The following is a 17,270-nucleotide window of genomic DNA, read 5'->3' as shown; positions in this document are numbered from 1 at the left end:
GGGGTGCGAGTGCCTGCGGCATGCGAGGGCCGATGACCAGGTGCCCGGTGCTGCGGTCGGCGCGGGGAGGTCGCGCGGCCTGGCGCTCGCGGGGTGCCGCCCGCGCCCACCCGTGCCGCCCCGGGCGGCACGCATGCCCGCGGACTGACGGCCGCCGGCGCGGGGTGGGGTCGCGCGGCCCGGTGCTTGCGGGGTGGCGCCCGCGTCCAACCTCCCCCACTTTCGGCATCGCTCGAGCGGGGGGACCCCATCGCCCCACCGGCACGACTGCCCGCGGACTGACGGCCGCCGGCGCGGGGTGGGGTCGCGCGGCCCGGTGCTTGCGGGGTGGCGCCCGCGTCCACGCTCTGGGCGGCACGACTGACGGCGGACTGACGGCGTGGCTGGGGTGGTTGGACGGTTGGTGTGGATGCAACCCCGGCGTGGTCGTCCGCATCCTCATGGGTGCGGGCCTTCGTGGCAGTGGAAAGGCGTTTTCGTGGTTGTGGGCCCGCCTGGGACAATGGAACGGCCAGCCGTGCGACCGTACCGGCTGCTCGTGGAGAACTTTCAGAAAAAGAGGACGTGCCGATCGTGGCTCAGAGCACCGAGACCACCGACTGGGTCTCCCGTTTCGCGGATGAGGTCATCGAAGAGTCGGAGCGCCGGGCCCCGGGCAAACCCGTTGTCGTCGCGTCCGGGCTCTCCCCGTCCGGGCCCATCCACCTGGGCAACCTCCGTGAGGTCATGACGCCCCACCTCGTCGCCGACGAGATCCGGCGGCGCGGGTACCAGGTCCGGCACCTGATCTCCTGGGACGACTACGACCGGTACCGCAAGGTGCCCGCCGGTGTCGCCGGCGTCGACGACTCCTGGGCCGAGCACATCGGCAAGCCGCTGACCTCCGTCCCGGCGCCCAGGGGCTCCGCCCACCCCAACTGGGCCGAGCACTTCAAGGCCGCCATGATCGAGTCGCTCGCCGAGCTCGGCGTGGAGTTCGACGGGATCAGCCAGACCGAGCAGTACACCTCCGGGGTGTACCGCGAGCAGATCCTGCACGCCATGAAGCACCGGGCCGAGATCGACGCGATCCTCGCCCAGTACCGGACCAAGCCCAAGGCGCCCGCGAAGCAGTCGCAGAAGCCCGTCGACGAGGCCGAGCTCGAGGCCGCCGAGGGGTCGGGTGCGGCCGCCGAGGACGACGGCTCCTCCGGCTCCGCCGGGTACTTCCCGTACAAGCCCTTCTGCGGCAACTGCGAGAAGGACCTCACCACCGTCACCGCCTACGACGACGACAGCACCGAGCTGACGTACTCCTGCACCGTCTGCGGCTTCTCCGAGACCGTCCGCCTCAACGAGTTCAACCGCGGCAAGCTGGTCTGGAAGGTCGACTGGCCGATGCGGTGGGCCTACGAGGGCGTCGTCTTCGAGCCGAGCGGGGTCGACCACTCCTCTCCCGGCTCCTCCTTCCAGGTCGGCGGGCAGATCGTCGGGATCTTCGGCGGCAAGCAGCCCATCGGGCCCATGTACGCGTTCGTGGGCATCAGCGGCATGGCGAAGATGTCGTCGTCCCGCGGTGGCGTCCCCACTCCCGCCGACGCGCTGAAGATCATGGAGCCGCAGATCCTGCGGTGGCTCTACGCCAGGCGGCGGCCCAACCAGTCCTTCAAGATCGCCTTCGACCAGGAGATCCAGCGCCTCTACGACGAGTGGGACAAGCTCGACGCCAAGGTCGCCGACGGATCCGCCCTCCCCGCCGACGTGGCCGCGCATTCCCGTGCGGTGCGGACCGCGGGCGGTGAGCTGCCGAAGACGGCGCGGACGCTGCCGTACCGGACGCTCGCGTCCGTCGCGGACATCACCGCCGGCCACCAGGACCAGGCGCTGCGGATCCTCTCCGACCTCGACCCGGACAACCCACTCGGGTCGCTCGACGAGGCCCGGCCGCGGTACGACAAGGCCGAGGCGTGGATCAACACGCACGTCCCCGCCGACCAGCGCACCATCGTGCGGGACGAGCCGGACGCCGAACTGCTGAAGTCCCTCGACGAGGCAACCCAGCAGTCGCTGCGGCTCCTGCTCGACGGCCTGGAGGACAACTGGTCCCTGGACGGGCTCACCCACCTCGTCTACGGCGTCCCCAAGGTCCAGGCCGGGTTCTCCGCGGACGCGACGCCCAAGGAACTGCCGGCGGAGATCAAGACCGCCCAGCGCTCGTTCTTCGCGCAGCTGTACCACCTGCTGGTGGGGCGGGACACCGGGCCGCGTCTGCCCACGCTGCTGCTGGCGGTGGGGCAGGAGCGGGTACGGCGCCTGCTCGGCGAGTAAGCGGCACGGAAAGGGGGCCCTCCGCACCGGAGGGCCCCCTTCCTCGTGTCTCAGGCGATGTGGTCCTCTTCGAGTTCCGCGGTGTGGCGGTTGGTGAAGCGGTTGACCATGCGCTTGGCCTCTTCCGCAGGGAGAACCTTGCGGAACTCGGCTTCGACGTTGCCGATGTACTCGCGCGCGGTCGGGTAGCCGCTGCCGCTTATCGACTGCTTGAAGACCTGGTAGTACGACTCCTCGTCCGGCTCGGCGGCAGGGGTGCCGCCGCCCTCGCCGAGCTCGCGGGTGCGGCCCGGGCTCACCGGGATGGGGAAGCTGCCCGTGTCCTCCGGGGAGGGTTCCTGCGCGGGGGGTTCTTCCCGGTACGGCTCCTGGTACTGGTCCTGGTACTGCTCCTGGTACTGCTCCTGGAGCTGGTCCTGGTATTGCTCCTGGTACTGATCAGCCTGGAGTTGCTCCTGGTACCACTGCTCGTACTGCTCCTGCGGGACGTACGTGGGGTCGTAGCCGCCGTGGTAGTCGATCTGCTGGGGGGCGTTGAACCACGGGCTCTGCTCATCGTCGGGTGTGTGGTCGGCCTGCCCCGAACCGGGGTTGCCGAACAGCGCGGGGCGCTGCCCGCCGGGGGGAGCCGCGCCCACCTGTGCCGCGGGGGCACGACTGCCCGCAGCCGCCTCCACCTCGGGTGCCGGTGGCAGCAGAGCCGGCTCTATCCCGGCCGCCGCCAACCCTGCCGGAGCCGTCTCCGCCAGCGGAACCCCGTACCTTGCCAGCCTCAGCGGCATCAGGGACTCCACGGGTGCCTTCCTGCGCCATGCCCGGCCGAAGCGGGAACGCAGACGTGCCTGGTACACCAGGCGCTCCTGCTCCAGCTTGATGACCTGCTCGTAGGAGCGCAGCTCCCACAGCTTCATGCGGCGCCACAGGAGGAAGGTCGGGACGGGGGAGAGCAGCCAGCGGGTGAGGCGGACGCCCTCCATGTGCTTGTCGGCCGTGATGTCGGCGATACGGCCGATCGCGTGGCGGGCCGCCTCGACGGAGACCACGAACAGGATCGGGATCACCGCGTGCATGCCGACGCCCAGCGGGTCCGGCCAGGCCGCAGCGCCGTTGAACGCGATCGTCGCGGCCGTCAGCAGCCACGCCGTCTGGCGCAGGAGCGGGAAGGGGATGCGGATCCAGGTCAGGAGCAGGTCCAGGGCCAGCAGGACGCAGATGCCCGCGTCGATGCCGATCGGGAAGACGTAGGAGAAGTTCCCGAAGCCCTTCTTGACGGCCAGCTCGCGGACGGCCGCGTACGACCCGGCGAAGCCGATGCCGGCGATGATCACGGCGCCGGTCACGACCACGCCTATGAGAACGCGGTGCATCCGAGTCAGCTGCAGTGGCGCGGCCACCCGTACTCCCCTCCCCTTGCGTGTTGTTGCGCGCAACAGGGTGGCACATGTGTGCGGCGGACGTGTTGCCGGTACGTCAGGAGCCCGATCCCCGGGGTGGGCCGGGCTCCCGCAAAGAACTGGCCTGAGCTGCGCGTTGGCGTCCGGATGTGACAGTCAGCTCTTCTTCGCCGCTGACTTGGACGGGGAGGCACTCGCGGACTTCGACGGGGATGCCGAGACCGACTTCGACGCCGACTTCGACGGGGTCGGGCTTGTCGTGCCCGCACCCGTGCCGCCGCCCTTGCCGTTCGCCGCCGTCACCGCGGCCACCGCCTCCTTGGCGGCCTTCTCCGCGAGCTTCGTCAAGGCGTCGGCGTCCGGGGTCTTCTCACCGGCCAGACCCGCCCCGTTGTAGTCCAGGGTCACGACGACGTTCTCGACGCGCGCCACGATCGTCTGCTGCTTGAAGCCGCCTTCCTTCTTCTTCAGGTCGTAACGCACCGCCGTCGCCTCGTCGCCCGTCCCGGCGACCGGCTGGGACTTGGTGTTCTTCGCGCCGGACACCGACTGGGCGTCCTGGACCTGTTTGTCGAAGTACTCCTGCGCCAGCTTCTCGCCCTCGCCGTTCGTCGCGTCCGAGTCGAAACGCAGGAGCGAGACGTTCAGCCAGCGGAACTGGGAACCCTTCACACCGTTGTTGGCGAGGCTGCTCCAGGAGCAGCTGGCACGCGTCTCCGTGTCGTTCGACTTGCCTTCCTTGCCCGACTTGGTCCCCTTCGGCACCAGTTCGACCAGCGTCTTCGACGACAGCACCGCACAGGGCTCGGGCAACTGCTGGTACACCGCCGCCTGCACGGTCGGCGAAGCACTCACGGACGCGGCGGCGTTCGCACCGCCGTCCGTCTTCGTTGTGGAGTCCGAGCCGGAATCCGAGGAGCAGCCCGCGGCGACCAGCATCGTGGGGACGGCCGCCGCGCAGACAAGGGCGCGGTTCAGACGCTTGGCTCGCTTCGCTCGCTGGTCACGCTGGTCTTCCTGGGCTCGTCGCTGCATGGTTCCTTCACTCATGACGCTCGTGGTTCCTGCGGGTCGGATCGGGTCCGAGGGGCCACGGTACGCGGTGAGAGAGCCGTGCGGTCCTGCTTCGCGTGCTCTGCGCACACGCACGGACGGCCGGTCAACGGCCCCTAGCCGGCGAGCGTGTCGGCCAGCTGGGACGCCAGTTTCCGCGCCCTGTCCTGCATTTCCTTGGTGTCCGGGACGCCGCCGACCGTTGCCGGCTGCTCCTCGTACCGGATCGTCACGATCACGTTCGACGTGCGGAACGCCACAGTCACCGTGCGCTGCTTCGCCGTCGAACCAGAGCTGCTCAGCTCGTCGTCGAGGTATGCCTCGTCGCCGAGATCGTCGAGCGTGCGGGGCTGCAGCTCGGTGGGTGTGGCACCGGAGGAGGCGGAGGAGGAAGGGGAAGACGTACCGGTGGCGGTGGCGGACGGAGTCGCCGTCCCGCTGCCGGCGGAACCCGAGGGGATCGGCTCCGGAAGGTCGGCCGCCGTCTCCTTCTTCGCGAACAGCACCTCGGCCTCGGCGTCGTCGCTCACCGCGTTGTCGTACGACACCACCCGCTCGAAGTCGACGAGCAGATGATTCGTCGCGTCCGCCGACTCCACCTTCCAGCGGCAGCCGACCTTGCGGTCCGTGTCGAACGTCGGCGTCGCCTCGCCCGCGTACGCCTTCTCCTGCTGCTCCTCGTGCGCGAGTTCCTTGATGCCGGGCAGGAGCGAGTCGAGGGTGCGCTCACCGACGGCGCCGCACGGTTCCGGGAGCGAGGCGTACTTGCCCGGTTCGGCCGCCGCCGATGCGGTGTCGGCGGTGCCGGGGTTGGAGTTGTCCGTCGCGCCGCCGTCGCTCGAGCCGCCGGTGCAGCCGGCCAGCAGCGCCGCGAGGAGTGCGGCGACGCCGGATACGTACGCCTTCCGCTGCACGGTCAGGCTCCTCTCGACGGTGCGTCCATGGGGTCTCGGTGCCGGATGCCCCGGTGTCCGCGCTGGTTATTCGCTTGCCGAGCGAGGGCGACCCCTGGAGACAATGTGTATCGCACGCAGAGCCGTGGACGCCGGTCCGTTGTCCCTTTCGTTGACCTTGGCGCCGGTTTTGCGCTTTCAGGCTTTGATTTGTATCCGGGGGATTGAGGACGATATGCCGTACGTGGAAATGCCGGGCGCGAAGGTTCCCATCCGTATGTGGACCGACCCCGCGACGGTCGAGGACGTGGCCCTGCAGCAGCTGCGCAACGTCGCGACCCTGCCGTGGATCAAGGGGCTCGCGGTCATGCCGGACGTGCACTACGGAAAGGGTGCGACGGTCGGGTCCGTCATCGCCATGCGGGGGGCCGTGTGTCCCGCGGCGGTGGGCGTGGACATCGGGTGCGGGATGTCGGCGGTGAAGACGTCGCTGACGGCGAACGACCTGCCCGGTGATCTCTCGCGGCTGCGGTCGAAGATCGAGCAGGCCATTCCGGTGGGGCGGGGGATGCATGACGAGCCCGTCGATCCGGGGCGACTGCACGGGTTCGCGGCCGGAGGGTGGGAGGACTTCTGGGGGCGGTTCGGCGGGGTCGCCGAAGCGGTCAAGTTCCGTCAGGAGCGCGCCACGAAGCAGATGGGAACGCTCGGCTCTGGCAATCACTTCGTCGAAGTGTGCACGGATACGACTGGTTCTGTCTGGCTGATGCTGCACTCCGGTTCCCGGAACATCGGCAAGGAGCTGGCCGAGTTCCACATCGGAGTCGCCCGGATGCTGCCCCACAACCAGGGCCTGGTCGACCGCGATCTCGCCGTGTTCATCGCGGACACCCCGCAGATGGCGGCATACCGCAACGACCTGTTCTGGGCGCAGGAGTACGCGAAGTACAACCGCACGATCATGATGGCGCTCCTGAAGGACGTGATCCGCAAGGAGTTCAGGAAGGCCAGGCCGACGTTCGAGCCGGAGATCAGCGCGCACCACAACTACGTGGCCGAGGAGCGGTACGACGGGATGGACCTGCTGGTGACCCGCAAGGGCGCCATCCGCGCAGGATCCGGTGACTACGGGATCATCCCGGGCTCCATGGGCACGGGTTCGTACATCGTGAAGGGACTCGGCAACGAGAAGGCCTTCAACTCGGCGTCGCACGGCGCGGGCAGGCGCATGAGCCGCAACGCGGCGAAGCGCCGCTTCTCGACGAAGGACCTGGAGGAGCAGACGCGGGGCGTGGAGTGCCGCAAGGACTCCGGCGTCGTGGACGAGATCCCGGGTGCTTACAAGCCGATCGAGCAGGTCATCGACCAGCAGCGGGACCTCGTGGAGGTCGTGGCGAAGCTCAAGCAGGTCGTCTGCGTGAAGGGTTGAGACACCCGTACGACCCGTACGAGGGGCCCGGGCCATGTCGGCCCGGCCCCTCTCACGTCATATGAGCCTCTTCTCCAGCAACGTCACCGCGTACGGGGGTCCCAGTCCGGGGTCGGATAGCCGCCCAGGTCACGGAAGTTGTGCAGGCGCTCGAAGGGTATGTGTCTGTCCACGGACTCAGTGTCCGTGCCGCACCGCGTAGATCATCACGAACGCGATGATGTGGAGGCCGAAGAGGAAGTACGCCAGGAAGTACCAGACCTGGCGTTCGTTCTTGGTCTCCTGGGCCAGGCGGCGCTTCTCGAACGAGACCTCCGTGGCGTCCGCCGTGCCCTGCTGCTCCTTCTCTTCCATCACAGCTCCCGGTGGACCTTCGTGTTGGAGGCCTGCGCGCGCGGGCGGAGGACGAGGAGGTCCACGTTGACGTGGCTGGGGCGGGTCACCGTCCAGGCGATGGTGTCCGCCACGTCGTCCGCCGTCAGCGGCTCCGCGACGCCCGCATAGACCCGTTCCGCCTTCTCCTTGTCGCCGCCGAAGCGGGTCAGGGCGAACTCGTCGGTCCTGACCATGCCGGGCGCGATCTCGATGACCCGGACCGGCTGCCCGACGATCTCCAGGCGCAGGGTCTCGGCAATCACATGGGCGCCGTGCTTGGCGGCGACATAGCCCCCGCCGCCCTCGTACGTGCCGTGGCCCGCGGTGGAGGACACCACCACGACCGTGCCGTCGCCGCTCGCGACCAGCTTGGGGAGCAGGGCCTGGGTGAGGTTGAGCGTGCCGATGACGTTCGTCTCGTACATCGTGCGCCAGTCGGCGGGGTCGCCGGTGGCGACCGGGTCGGCGCCCAGCGCTCCGCCGGCGTTGTTCACGAGCACGCCGACCGTCCTGAAGGCCGTCGCGAACTCGTCGACCGCGGCGCGGTCGGTGACGTCCAGGGCGTACGCCGTTGCCTGGTGGCCCGCCGCGTTGATCTCCTCCGCCAGCGCCTCGATGCGGTCCTTTCGACGGGCGGTCAGTACGACCCGGTAGCCGGCCGCGGCGAGTCGCCGTGCCGTGGCTGCGCCGATTCCGCTGCTCGCACCCGTGACGACGGCGATGCGGGAGGCGGCGGGCGGTGCGGCGGTGGCCATGGGCTGCTCCTCGGACGTGGCGGAAAAAGTGGTCGAAACCTTGTCCGGCCAGGATAGGCGGGCGGGGTGTGCGGGCGGTCCGCGGTCTCGCTCTCCGGCCAGCGTCCGGTGGGTCCCGGTGGGAGAATGAGATGGGTGATCCTCTGGCGCAGGAGGTGGAGCATGGGACAGGCACGTGAGGTCATGGACCGGCTGACCGAGGCTCTCACCACGGAGGCGGGCTCCCGGCGCGTCGGCGAGCTGTTCGCGGAGGACGCGGTCGCCATCACTCCCGACGGAGGGGAGATGCACGGGCGCGCCGACATCGTCGAGTACTGGCGTCAGATGACGGACGCGATCACCGATGCCAGGTACGAGCCGGTGCACTCGTACGAGATCGGCAACACGGCCATCGACGAGGGGTTCTTCACCGGCCGGAACACGGGGCCGATCCAGCTGCCTTCCGGGGAGTCGCTGCCCGCGACGCAGAAGGAGATCAGGATCCGCGGCGTGGACTTCGCCACGGTCGACGACACCGGACGGATCGTCGACTACCGCCTCTACTTCGACGAGATGGAGTTCATGGGTCAGCTGGGGCTGCTGCCCGAAGAGCCGTCCTGAGAGCTCTTCAGCCGCCTCGCGGGGCCCGCATGATCACCGCCAGGCCCGCGAGGCAGATCAGCGCGCCGGTGATGTTCCAGCGGTCCGGGCGGTAGCCGTCCGCGACCACGCCCCAGAGGATCGAGCCGGCGATGAAGATCCCGCCGTACGCGGCCAGGACGCGGCCGAAGTGCGCGGGGCTGGAAGGTGGCGACGAATCCGTACGCGCCGAGGGCGAGGACGCCGCCGGACGCCCACAATCGGCCGCGGTGCTCGCGCACGCCCTGCCGGACCAGCCGGGCGCCGCCGATCCCCACAAGCGCGGCGACGACGAAGAGGGCGGCGGAACGCAGGACGGACATGGGGCCGGCCTGGCACGGGGTGCGGTGTCACCTGTTGGAGGGCGCCTGCCGTTCGCTCCGCGTGGGATACATCCGTACGACCACGGTGGAGTGAGGAGTGGGCGGTATGCGGGTTCTCGCGGTGTGGGCAGCGGCCATGGTGGCGGTCGGTGGGGTGGCGGGGGCTCCTGCCGCCGGGGCCGCCGAGGGCCCCGAGGCCGATCTGGCCTTTCACGGGGCCGCGTCCCTGGCCTCCGGCCGGGTGGACGTGCGGTTCACTCCGCGCAATCACGGGCCGTCCGCCGTTTCGGACGTGACGGTGCGGCTGCGCTGGTCGGAGCCTCCGGCGGACCGGCAGGTGCTGCCGGACGGGTGCGCGCGCTCGGGCGCGCGGGAGGTGGTGTGCCGGGTCGGGGCGCTCGGTCCCGATGAGCTGGGGGAGCCGATCCATGTGCGGGTGCGGCTGCGGGGCACGCCGTCCGAGGTGATGCTGGAGATCGACACGGTGTGGAACGGCGGCACGGTGGACCGCAACCGGGCGAACGACCGGCAACGGGTACTGGTCCTGGAAACCGGGGACTCGTACCACTTCTAGCGGGTCCATGGCGTCGTCACTTCCAGCGAGTCTTCTGCGTCGTACGATCTCTGCACCGCGCAGGGGAAGGGAGCAGGGATGTCCGGGCACACGAACACTCGGTCGCGGTTGCTGGACGACCTGTCCGTCGTCTCCCGCCGGTATGTGGCGTCGTACGCCCTCTTCAACCAGGCCGTCGCCGACCGTCTGGGCCTGCATCCCACCGATTTCCAGTGCCTGAACCTGCTCACGCTGGAGCGCGGGCCCGTGACGACGGGCCGGATCGCGGAGCTGACGGGGCTGACGACCGGGTCGGCGACGCGGCTCGTGGACCGGCTGGAGAAGGCCGGGTACGTGGTCCGGGAGCGGGACGCGGGCGACCGGCGGCGGGTGCTGGTGGCGACGGTGCCGGAGAAGATCGCCGAGTTCGGGCGGATGTGGGACCGGCTGGGCGGCGGCTGGGTGTCGCTCTTCGACGACCTGGACGATTCCCAACTCGCCCTGATCATCGAGCACATGAGGCGTACGACGGAGTTCAGCGCGGCTCAGGTGGTGCGGCTGCGGGCGGGCGAGGTCTAGGCGGCCTCATTCTCGGTGTCATACCGTTCGCGGGCCGCGTGGACCTCCTCGATGTGGGTCTCCGCCCAGTCCTTCACCGCGATCAGGAGCATGGCGAGGCTCCGGCCGAGCGGGGTGAGTTCGTAGTCCACGCGGACCGGGACGGACGGGGTGACCGTGCGGGCGAGGATGCCGTCGCGTTCGAGTGTGCGCAGGGACTGAGTGAGCATCTTGGGGCTGACGCCGGCGATCTTGCGGCCGAGGTCGCTGTAGCGCATCGGCCCGTGGCTGAGGGCGGCGACGACGAGGCTGACCCACTTGTCGCTGAGACGGCCGAGGAGCTGGTTGGTGGGGCAGTTCTTGAGGAACGCGTCGTACTCCGCGCGTGCCTGTTCGCGCCGCTGGGCCGCCGTCGTGGTCGCCATGGCTCTCCTCCCGGTGAGGTAGGCACTTTCAGGTAACTACTTCCTAATGGATAGCAGCTCTTCCTAGGGTTGTCGACAGCTGAGGGGAAATCATCGGATTCCTCGCAAAGCCGTTTATTTCAGGGAGAGTTGACATGCGTGCTGCAGTAGTGACGGAGTTCGGCGGACCCGAGGCCGTGCGGGTCGTGGAGACCGAGGTGCCCGAGCCGGCCGCACGGCAGGTGCGGATCAAGGTCGCCGCGGCCGCGCTGAACCCGGTGGACGCGGGCGTGCGGGCCGGCGGCTTCGGCGGTGCGGGCAAGCAGATCGGGCTCGGCTGGGATGTCGCCGGGACCGTGGACGCGGTCGGCGTGGCCACCGCGTGGAACGTGGGCGACGAGGTCGTGGCGCTCGACCACGGCATGGTGAAGCCGCTGGGCACGCACGCCGAGTACGTCGTCGTGGACACGGACGCCGTGGCCAAGGCGCCGGCGACGGTGGACGCGGCGCACGCTGCCACGTTGCCGCTGAACGCGCTGACCGCCGTACAGGCCCTGGACCTGCTGGAGCTGACACCGGGTCAGTCGCTGCTGGTGACCGGGGCGGCGGGCGCGGTCGGCGGGTACGCCGTCCAGCTCGCCGCCCACCGCGGGGTGTCGGTGACCGCGCTGGCCCGCGCGGAGGACGAGGAGCTCGTACGTTCGCTGGGGGCGGCGCGTTTCGTGAGCGGTGCCGTCGAGCCGGGTGGCGTCGACGCCGTGCTGGACGCGGCGATCCTCGGTGAGGAGGCGCTTGCGTGGGTGCGGGACGGGGGTGCGTTCGTCGGTGTCATCCCGGGGGCCCACCCGGCGTCCGCCAGGGGTGTGCGGACCGACGCGGTCTCGGTGACCGCGGACGGGGCGCGGCTGGCCGAGCTGGTCGGGCTGGTCGACGAGGGGGTGCTGACGCTGCGGGTGGCCGAGACGTATGCGCTGGACGAGGCCGCGAAGGCACACGCGCGGCTTGCGGAGGGTGGGGTGCGGGGGCGGCTGGTGCTGGTGCCTTGATTTCCGGCTCGCCTGCGTTGGGAGCTGGGCTCAGTGCACGGCCTGCGCATACGCCGCCGGAGGCACCCCCACCGTCGCCGTGAAGTCGCGTACCAGGTGGGCCTGGTCGGCGTAGCCCAGGTCGGCGGCCAGTGCCGCCCAGTCCACCGGCTGTTCCGTCTCCGCGCGTTCCAGGGCCTCGTGGATGCGGTAGCGCAGGAGGACCCACTTCGGGCCGACGCCGACGTACGCGGCGAACAGGCGCTGCAGCAGCCGTACGGACAGACCCTCGGCTCGGGCGAAGTCGCCGACGCGGCGGATCGTGCGGTCGGTGCGGATGCGGTCGACGAGGGTCATCGCCAGGTCGGCCTGGGGGTCGGGGTGGGGGCCGAGGGCGAGGAGGAAGGCGTCGAGTGCGGCGACGCGGGCGTCCTCGTCGTCGGGGGTCAGGACGGTCTCGGGTGACGCGTCCGGGAGCCGGATCCGTCGGCCCGTCCACTCCGTCGCCGGGTGCTCCGGCGCGAAGGGGCGGAAGCCGCCGGGCCGGAACTGGATTCCGCACACCCGGCCCTTCCCCTCCAGCTTCTGGGTGAAGAGGCCGAGCCCGATACCGGCGACCTCCACGAACGGCTCCTGCCCGGCGAACTGCTGGAAGACGATGTTCACGGAGGGGTGCGGGACCACGTGGGACGCGTACGGCTGGGTCAGGTCCCAGTCGATCAGCCAGTAGTGCTCCAGGTAGGGGCGCAGCGGCTCCGCCGGCTCGCGGCGGCGGAAGCGCACGTGCGCGAGGAACTCCGCGGCGTCGACGATGCCTCGGGTGTCGCGGCGTGGGGCGGCCATGTGGGGATCGTAGGGCGGGGCACTGACAGTCTTGGTGAGAGGACAGCAGGCCGTCGGCCAGGGGCGGCTGTGTGACGGTGAGAGCCAGGTAAAAAGGGTGATCGTCCGCCTGCTCACCCCGGCCGTACCGCCGGAGGCCTTGGCAGACTGGATCCGTGCCCCAGACTGTGCTCCTCGCCGAAGACGACCGCGCCATCCGCCACGCCCTGGAACGCGCCCTGACCCTGGAGGGCTACCGGGTCACCGCGGTCGCCGACGGGGTGGAGGCGCTGGCGCATGCCCACAGGACGCCGCCGGACGTGCTCGTCCTGGACGTGATGATGCCCGGCATCGACGGGCTGCAGGTCTGCCGGGTGCTGCGCGCCGAGGGCGACCGCACCCCCATCCTCATGCTCACCGCGCTCGTCGAGACCGCGGACCGGATCGCGGGCCTGGACGCGGGCGCGGACGACTACGTCCTCAAGCCGTTCGACGTCGAGGAGGTCTTCGCCAGGCTGCGCGCCCTGCTGCGCCGCACCAGCCCGGCCCCCGAGACCCCGGTCAGCGAGGTCCGCGTCGACATTCCGAAGCAGGCCTCGCAGACCCCCGAGCGGTATCTGGAGGCGGCGGGCCTGCGCATGGACCCGCAGGCCCGCCGGGCCTGGCGCGGCGGCCGTGAGCTGGAGCTGACCCGCACCGAGTTCGAGCTGCTCGAACTGCTCGTGCGCAACGCCGGCATCGTCCTCGACCACTCCACGATCTACGACCGCATCTGGGGCTACGACTTCGGGCCCGGCTCCAAGAACCTCGCCGTGTACGTCGGCTACCTGCGCCGCAAGCTCGACGAGCCGGGCGCGCCGCAGCTGATCCACACGGTCCGCGGGGTGGGTTACGTGCTGCGGGAGGACTGAGTGGGCCGTCTCCGCCGGCTGCTGACCGGACGGCGGCCGAAGCTGGTCTCGCTCGGCACCACGTTCGCGGTGTCCTTCGCGGCGGTGACCGCGGCCGTCACCGTCCTCGTGGGCATCCTGTCGTACAACGCCGCCGCCCGGCTGGTGCGCGTGGACCAGCAGTCGGTGTTCGACGAGGTCGTGCAGGACCTGCGGGACGAGGTGCGCCAGCGCCGGATGACGCCCGAGGACTTCTCCTCGTCGGCCCCCGGTCATGACCTGGTGCGGCCCGCCCGCACGGACGTGCAGGTGCTCGGTCCGGACGGCGGCGTCGTCGACCCGGGCAGCCCGGGGCTGCCGGTCACGGCCGCCGACCGGAGGGTCGCGGCCGGCGCCGCCGCCGGCGGGCTGACCGAGCACAAGGACGTCGAGGTGGGCAGCGACATCTACCGCATCGCGACGGTCTCCCTCGGCGGCGGCCGGGGCGCGGTGCAGGTCGCGCAGGAGTTCAGCGACACCGAGGACCTGCTGCGGGCGTTGCAGCAGCGGACGTTCCTGCTGATGGCGGCCGTCGTGACGCTCGCAGGACTGTTCGGCTGGTGGCTGGCGCGGCGCATCACCCGCCGCCTGGTCGTCCTCACCTCGGCCGCCGAGGACGTCGCGCGCACCCGCCGCCTCGGCATCCAGGTGCCCGTCACCGGCTACGACGAGGTGGGCCGCCTCGGCCGTGCCTTCGACCGCATGCTGGGCCGCCTCGCCCAGTCCGAGGAGGACCAGCGCCGTCTGGTCCAGGACGCGGGACACGAACTGCGTACGCCGCTGACGTCGTTGCGTACGAACATCTCGCTGCTGCGCAGGATCGACGAACTCCCGCCCGCCACCCGCGACGAACTGGTGGCGGACCTGACCCAGGAGGCCCGCGAACTCACCGACCTGGTCAACGAGTTGGTCGACCTGGCGGCCGGCCAGTCCGACACCGAGCCGCCGCAGCGGGTCGACCTCGCCGACATCGCCGAGGAGGTGGCGGGCCTGACCCGCCGCCGCAGCGGACGGCGGATCACGGTCCGCTCGAGCGGAGACACGACGACCGACGGGCGGCCCGGGATGCTGACGCGCGCGGTCTCGAACCTGGTCGAGAACGCGGCGAAGTTCGACCGCGACGGCACCTCACCCATCGAGATCACCGTCGCCGGGCCCGCCCGGCCCGGCACGGTCCGCGTCGAGGTCCTCGATCGCGGCCCCGGAGTCGCCGACTGCGACTTGGTCCGCATCTTCGACCGCTTCTACCGCGCCGCCGACGCCCGCTCCCTGCCCGGCTCCGGTCTCGGCCTGTCCATCGTGCGGGAGGTGGCCCTGGCGCATGGGGGAGCGCCGTTCGCGTTCCGGAGGGACGGGGGCGGGTCGGTGATCGGGTTCACGGTGGGCGGGGGTGCCTGAGACGGGGGACGCGGAGCCGCCGCCCGGACGCTGCCGGCGCTGATCGCGATCCCGAGCGCGACCGGCAGCGCGGCCGAGTCGGGGATCCGGCACACCTCGCGGGCGCCTGGAGCGCCTGGGTCTCGAGGCCGGCCTCGGCCCCAGTCGGAGCGGTGCGTGGCCCCGGCCTGCGCCGCCGACCCGTGGCTGTGCGCGCAGCCGGCGTCCTTGACCTGGCCCGGCGGCCGGTTCGCCAGTGGCGTCCTGCCGGAGGGGCACCCGCTGCCGGACGTGATCCGGGCCGCCCACGCGGATACGGTGGGCGGCCCGGACCCGCCTGAGGGCGAACCCTCAGGCGAACAGCAGACGCCAGGTCAGCGGACCGGGGTAGCCGTCGGCGTCACCCCTCAGCTCCCTCTTCGACTTCTGGAAGTCGCGCACGTTGAGCCGGTCCGCCTCACCCCAGGTCTTGCTGGGCCCGACCCGGTAGTGATCGCCGAACCCGCGCTTCACCAGCTGCTTGCCGAGCTGCAGGACGTGGGCGTTGGTGGCGCCGTCGCGGAAGTACTTGCGGCCGGGGTAGGTGGGGATCTTCGGTGTGGTGGGCTTCGTCGGCTTGGAGGGGGCGGAGCCCCCGGGGTTGCCGTCGCCCAGGTCCAGGTCGGCCTTGGCCTCCTTGATGAGCCGGGCGAAGTCGATCGCACCCGGGTCGCCATGGTCGTTCTCGGGTACGTGCAGGTGCCCGCAGACCCCCTTGAACTTGTTCCACTCGGCGCCGGTCATCCGGGCCCCGCTGCCCTTGCCGTAGGAGCTGGGGTACGCGGGCCACTCCTTCGGCCCCGACAGCGGTACGCCGTGCTCCTCGTGCATCCAGGCCAGGAACCGTGCGACGCCCTGCAGCGCCCAGTCCGGGGCGTCCGGCCAGTACACGTGGGCATGCCCGGCGGCCGTCCACTTGGCGTGGGTCTTCGGATCGCAGGTGCCGACCAGCTCGACCTGGCACACGTTCGCCGTGTTGGTCTCGACGCCGCCCCGCAGATTGACCAGAGCTCTCGACGAGGACTCGATGTCGAAGTGCTGGTACCACTTCAGCTTCTTCGCCGAGAGGTCGGGCACGGCCGTCAGGTTCGGTGCGGAAGACCCCCCGCCGTACCCCGGCAGCGTGCGCCCCTCGGTGGTGTGGAGCACGACGACGTTGACTTCCATCGCGTCACCGCCGAAGTCGTCCTGGTACCAGTTCGCCCGGCTCGCGCCCGGGTATCGCTGAGGTCCTGTCTTGGTCACCGCAGACTCCTGGATGGGTTCCCCGTGGTGTCCCCGCCCGGTCGGGCGAGGCGGATCATGGCAAATATGCCTCGAAAGCCCTTGCCGTGCGGGTGAGTTGACCGAGATTCCATGTTTGAGCGGCAGTGGTGGCAATCCGGGGGCGGGCTCAGTCGCGGTTCGTGGCGCGAGGATGCTGCCCCTGCGAAGGTGATCCAGCGGGTGCCGCGGGTGGTGTCCGGGGCGCCGTGTGCCGGGCTTCCCCCAGAGCCGGTGGTACCGGGGTGTTTCGGTGGTCGGCCCGGGTTCCGTGCGCATCGTGACCCTGTGCGGCAGGTGTTCTCGCGCGCCTGTCGGGCCAAGCTCCTAGCTCTTGGCCGAGGCGCGTCCGCGAAGCGGACTTCCCGGTGGCCGTTCGGCGCCGGTCACCGCGACCCGCGCTCATGCGACGCTCCGGGGATCCGGTGCGGGACCGTGGTCCGCATCGCGGTCGGTGGTCAGCGCGGCCGGCAGTCCGGGGTCGGAGTGGACCCCGGCGGTGTGCTGTCAGGCGGCGGGCAGCTGGGCGACGGACGCGCTGTTGCCGACGGAGTCCGCAGCCCGCATCGAGCAGCAGTTCCATGCTGCCCGGGTCGCGGCGTGCCATCGCGGCCGGTATCCGGGCGGTGGCCCGGCGGGATGGCCGCCGGGTGGGCAGCAGGCAGGTAAGCACCTCGCCGCAGGCCAGGACCGGACGTGTCGTCTCCCCGGGGCGCTCATGTCACCGTCGCGGCCGGGCTGACGATCGCCTACCTGGCCCGGGAGTCCGGCTGCGCCGCCACCGATCCCGGGAGGCCGGCTGCGCCGCCACCGATCCCGGCAGGCCGGACCGGGGGCTCGCCGAGTCCGTGTTCGGCCGTCTGGTCGAGTCCCCGCCGCCCGGCAGCACCGGCTTCCGTCCGCCCGTCAGCCGCACCGGCTGGCTCACCAACGGCCGCCGCGCACCGGCCCGGCGCAACTCGGCGGCACTGAACTCCAGGGGAACCTGGCAGCCCCAGCGAGACCGGGGCGCGCGGGCACCTCGGCCTCCTCCGGCAGGGGCGGTATCAGTTCGGCGGGTCCGGCGAGGCGGCTGAAGTAGTCGTCGATGAGAAAGCAGGTGCTGATCCGGGGCCGTTTGCCCTCGGGCAGGCCCGGAACGTCGAGCCGGGCC

At 70.9% G+C, this 17,270-nt stretch carries 16 protein-coding genes and 2 pseudogenes; 9 read left to right on the top strand and 9 right to left on the bottom strand.

All coding sequences use genetic code 11. The annotated features are described in order from the left end of the window. Positions 1-564: 564 nt before the first annotated feature. Positions 565-2,307 carry a lysine--tRNA ligase gene (gene lysS, locus ABZO29_RS19820; RefSeq protein ID WP_367321524.1) on the top strand — a complete coding sequence of 581 codons (1,743 nt, stop codon included), beginning with the start codon at positions 565-567 and terminating at the stop codon, positions 2,305-2,307. A gap of 50 nt (positions 2,308-2,357) precedes the next feature. On the opposite strand, the gene ABZO29_RS19815 is transcribed toward lysS, so the two are convergent. The 3 genes from ABZO29_RS19815 to ABZO29_RS19805 all read right to left on the bottom strand — a co-directional run bounded on the left by ABZO29_RS19815 (position 2,358) and on the right by ABZO29_RS19805 (position 5,668). Further along, positions 2,358-3,701 (bottom strand): DUF2637 domain-containing protein, encoded by a 1,344-nt coding sequence (locus tag ABZO29_RS19815; RefSeq protein ID WP_367321523.1) that lies wholly within the window; start codon positions 3,699-3,701, stop codon positions 2,358-2,360. 156 nt (positions 3,702-3,857) lie between these two features. After that, the gene (locus ABZO29_RS19810) at positions 3,858-4,751 is read right to left on the bottom strand and encodes a DUF3558 family protein (protein WP_367321522.1); all 894 of its coding nucleotides are present in this window, start codon (positions 4,749-4,751) and stop codon (positions 3,858-3,860) included. A gap of 119 nt (positions 4,752-4,870) precedes the next feature. Next, positions 4,871-5,668 carry a DUF3558 domain-containing protein gene (locus ABZO29_RS19805; protein ID WP_367321521.1) on the bottom strand — a complete coding sequence of 266 codons (798 nt, stop codon included), beginning with the start codon at positions 5,666-5,668 and terminating at the stop codon, positions 4,871-4,873. A gap of 214 nt (positions 5,669-5,882) precedes the next feature. Between ABZO29_RS19805 and ABZO29_RS19800 the strand changes: the two genes are divergently transcribed. Beyond that, positions 5,883-7,076 carry an RtcB family protein gene (locus tag ABZO29_RS19800; protein WP_367321520.1) on the top strand — a complete coding sequence of 398 codons (1,194 nt, stop codon included), beginning with the start codon at positions 5,883-5,885 and terminating at the stop codon, positions 7,074-7,076. A gap of 177 nt (positions 7,077-7,253) precedes the next feature. Here ABZO29_RS19800 and ABZO29_RS19795 read toward each other — a convergent pair whose 3' ends face one another. Beyond that, on the bottom strand, positions 7,254-7,430 hold the full coding sequence (locus tag ABZO29_RS19795; RefSeq protein WP_367321519.1) for a hypothetical protein: 177 nt from the start codon (positions 7,428-7,430) through the stop codon (positions 7,254-7,256). Next, positions 7,430-8,206, bottom strand: a complete 777-nt coding sequence (locus ABZO29_RS19790) for an SDR family NAD(P)-dependent oxidoreductase (RefSeq protein WP_367321518.1) — start codon at positions 8,204-8,206, stop codon at positions 7,430-7,432. Before ABZO29_RS19790 ends, ABZO29_RS19795 begins: the two co-directional genes overlap by 1 nt. Before the next feature lie 162 nt (positions 8,207-8,368). On the opposite strand from ABZO29_RS19790, the gene ABZO29_RS19785 reads away from it, so the two are divergent. Continuing rightward, the gene (locus tag ABZO29_RS19785; RefSeq protein WP_367321517.1) at positions 8,369-8,806 is read left to right on the top strand and encodes an ester cyclase; all 438 of its coding nucleotides are present in this window, start codon (positions 8,369-8,371) and stop codon (positions 8,804-8,806) included. A gap of 7 nt (positions 8,807-8,813) precedes the next feature. Here the strand turns inward: ABZO29_RS19785 and ABZO29_RS19780 are convergent. Further along, positions 8,814-9,147, bottom strand: a pseudogene (locus ABZO29_RS19780) (YnfA family protein). 106 nt (positions 9,148-9,253) lie between these two features. Here ABZO29_RS19780 and ABZO29_RS19775 point away from each other — a divergent pair. Both ABZO29_RS19775 and ABZO29_RS19770 read left to right on the top strand, forming a co-directional pair. Next, on the top strand, positions 9,254-9,721 hold the full coding sequence (locus ABZO29_RS19775; RefSeq protein WP_367321516.1) for a hypothetical protein: 468 nt from the start codon (positions 9,254-9,256) through the stop codon (positions 9,719-9,721). Positions 9,722-9,799: 78 nt separating this feature from the next. Further along, a complete protein-coding gene (locus ABZO29_RS19770; protein WP_367321515.1) occupies positions 9,800-10,279 on the top strand; it encodes a MarR family winged helix-turn-helix transcriptional regulator in 480 nt (159 codons plus the stop codon). Here ABZO29_RS19770 and ABZO29_RS19765 read toward each other — a convergent pair. Next, positions 10,276-10,683 carry a winged helix-turn-helix transcriptional regulator gene (locus ABZO29_RS19765; RefSeq protein ID WP_367321514.1) on the bottom strand — a complete coding sequence of 136 codons (408 nt, stop codon included), beginning with the start codon at positions 10,681-10,683 and terminating at the stop codon, positions 10,276-10,278. The genes ABZO29_RS19770 and ABZO29_RS19765 overlap by 4 nt on opposite strands. 134 nt (positions 10,684-10,817) lie before the next feature. On the opposite strand from ABZO29_RS19765, the gene ABZO29_RS19760 reads away from it, so the two are divergent. Then, entirely contained in the window at positions 10,818-11,708 is an 891-nt protein-coding gene (locus ABZO29_RS19760; RefSeq protein WP_367321513.1) for an NADP-dependent oxidoreductase, read from the top strand. A gap of 30 nt (positions 11,709-11,738) precedes the next feature. Here ABZO29_RS19760 and ABZO29_RS19755 read toward each other — a convergent pair whose 3' ends face one another. Further along, positions 11,739-12,530 (bottom strand): DUF6597 domain-containing transcriptional factor, encoded by a 792-nt coding sequence (locus ABZO29_RS19755; RefSeq protein ID WP_367321512.1) that lies wholly within the window; start codon positions 12,528-12,530, stop codon positions 11,739-11,741. Positions 12,531-12,685: 155 nt separating this feature from the next. Between ABZO29_RS19755 and ABZO29_RS19750 the strand changes: the two genes are divergently transcribed. From ABZO29_RS19750 to ABZO29_RS19740, 3 genes and pseudogenes are all read left to right on the top strand, one after another. Next, positions 12,686-13,420 carry a response regulator transcription factor gene (locus ABZO29_RS19750; protein WP_367321511.1) on the top strand — a complete coding sequence of 245 codons (735 nt, stop codon included), beginning with the start codon at positions 12,686-12,688 and terminating at the stop codon, positions 13,418-13,420. Next, complete coding sequence (locus ABZO29_RS19745; RefSeq protein WP_367321510.1) at positions 13,421-14,836, top strand: ATP-binding protein; 1,416 nt, start codon at positions 13,421-13,423, stop codon at positions 14,834-14,836. Positions 14,837-14,983: 147 nt separating this feature from the next. Next, positions 14,984-15,139 (top strand): annotated as a pseudogene (locus ABZO29_RS19740) (peptidase M20); the annotation flags it as partial. 27 nt (positions 15,140-15,166) lie between these two features. Here ABZO29_RS19740 and ABZO29_RS19735 read toward each other — a convergent pair. Continuing rightward, on the bottom strand, positions 15,167-16,099 hold the full coding sequence (locus ABZO29_RS19735; protein ID WP_367321509.1) for a peptidoglycan-binding protein: 933 nt from the start codon (positions 16,097-16,099) through the stop codon (positions 15,167-15,169). Positions 16,100-17,270 lie beyond the last annotated feature (1,171 nt).

Source organism: Streptomyces sp. HUAS ZL42 (assembly GCF_040782645.1).
Classification (GTDB): Bacteria; Actinomycetota; Actinomycetes; order Streptomycetales; family Streptomycetaceae; genus Streptomyces.
Note: the sequence above shows the minus strand (reverse complement) of the source record. Positions and strands in the feature narration are given on the sequence as shown.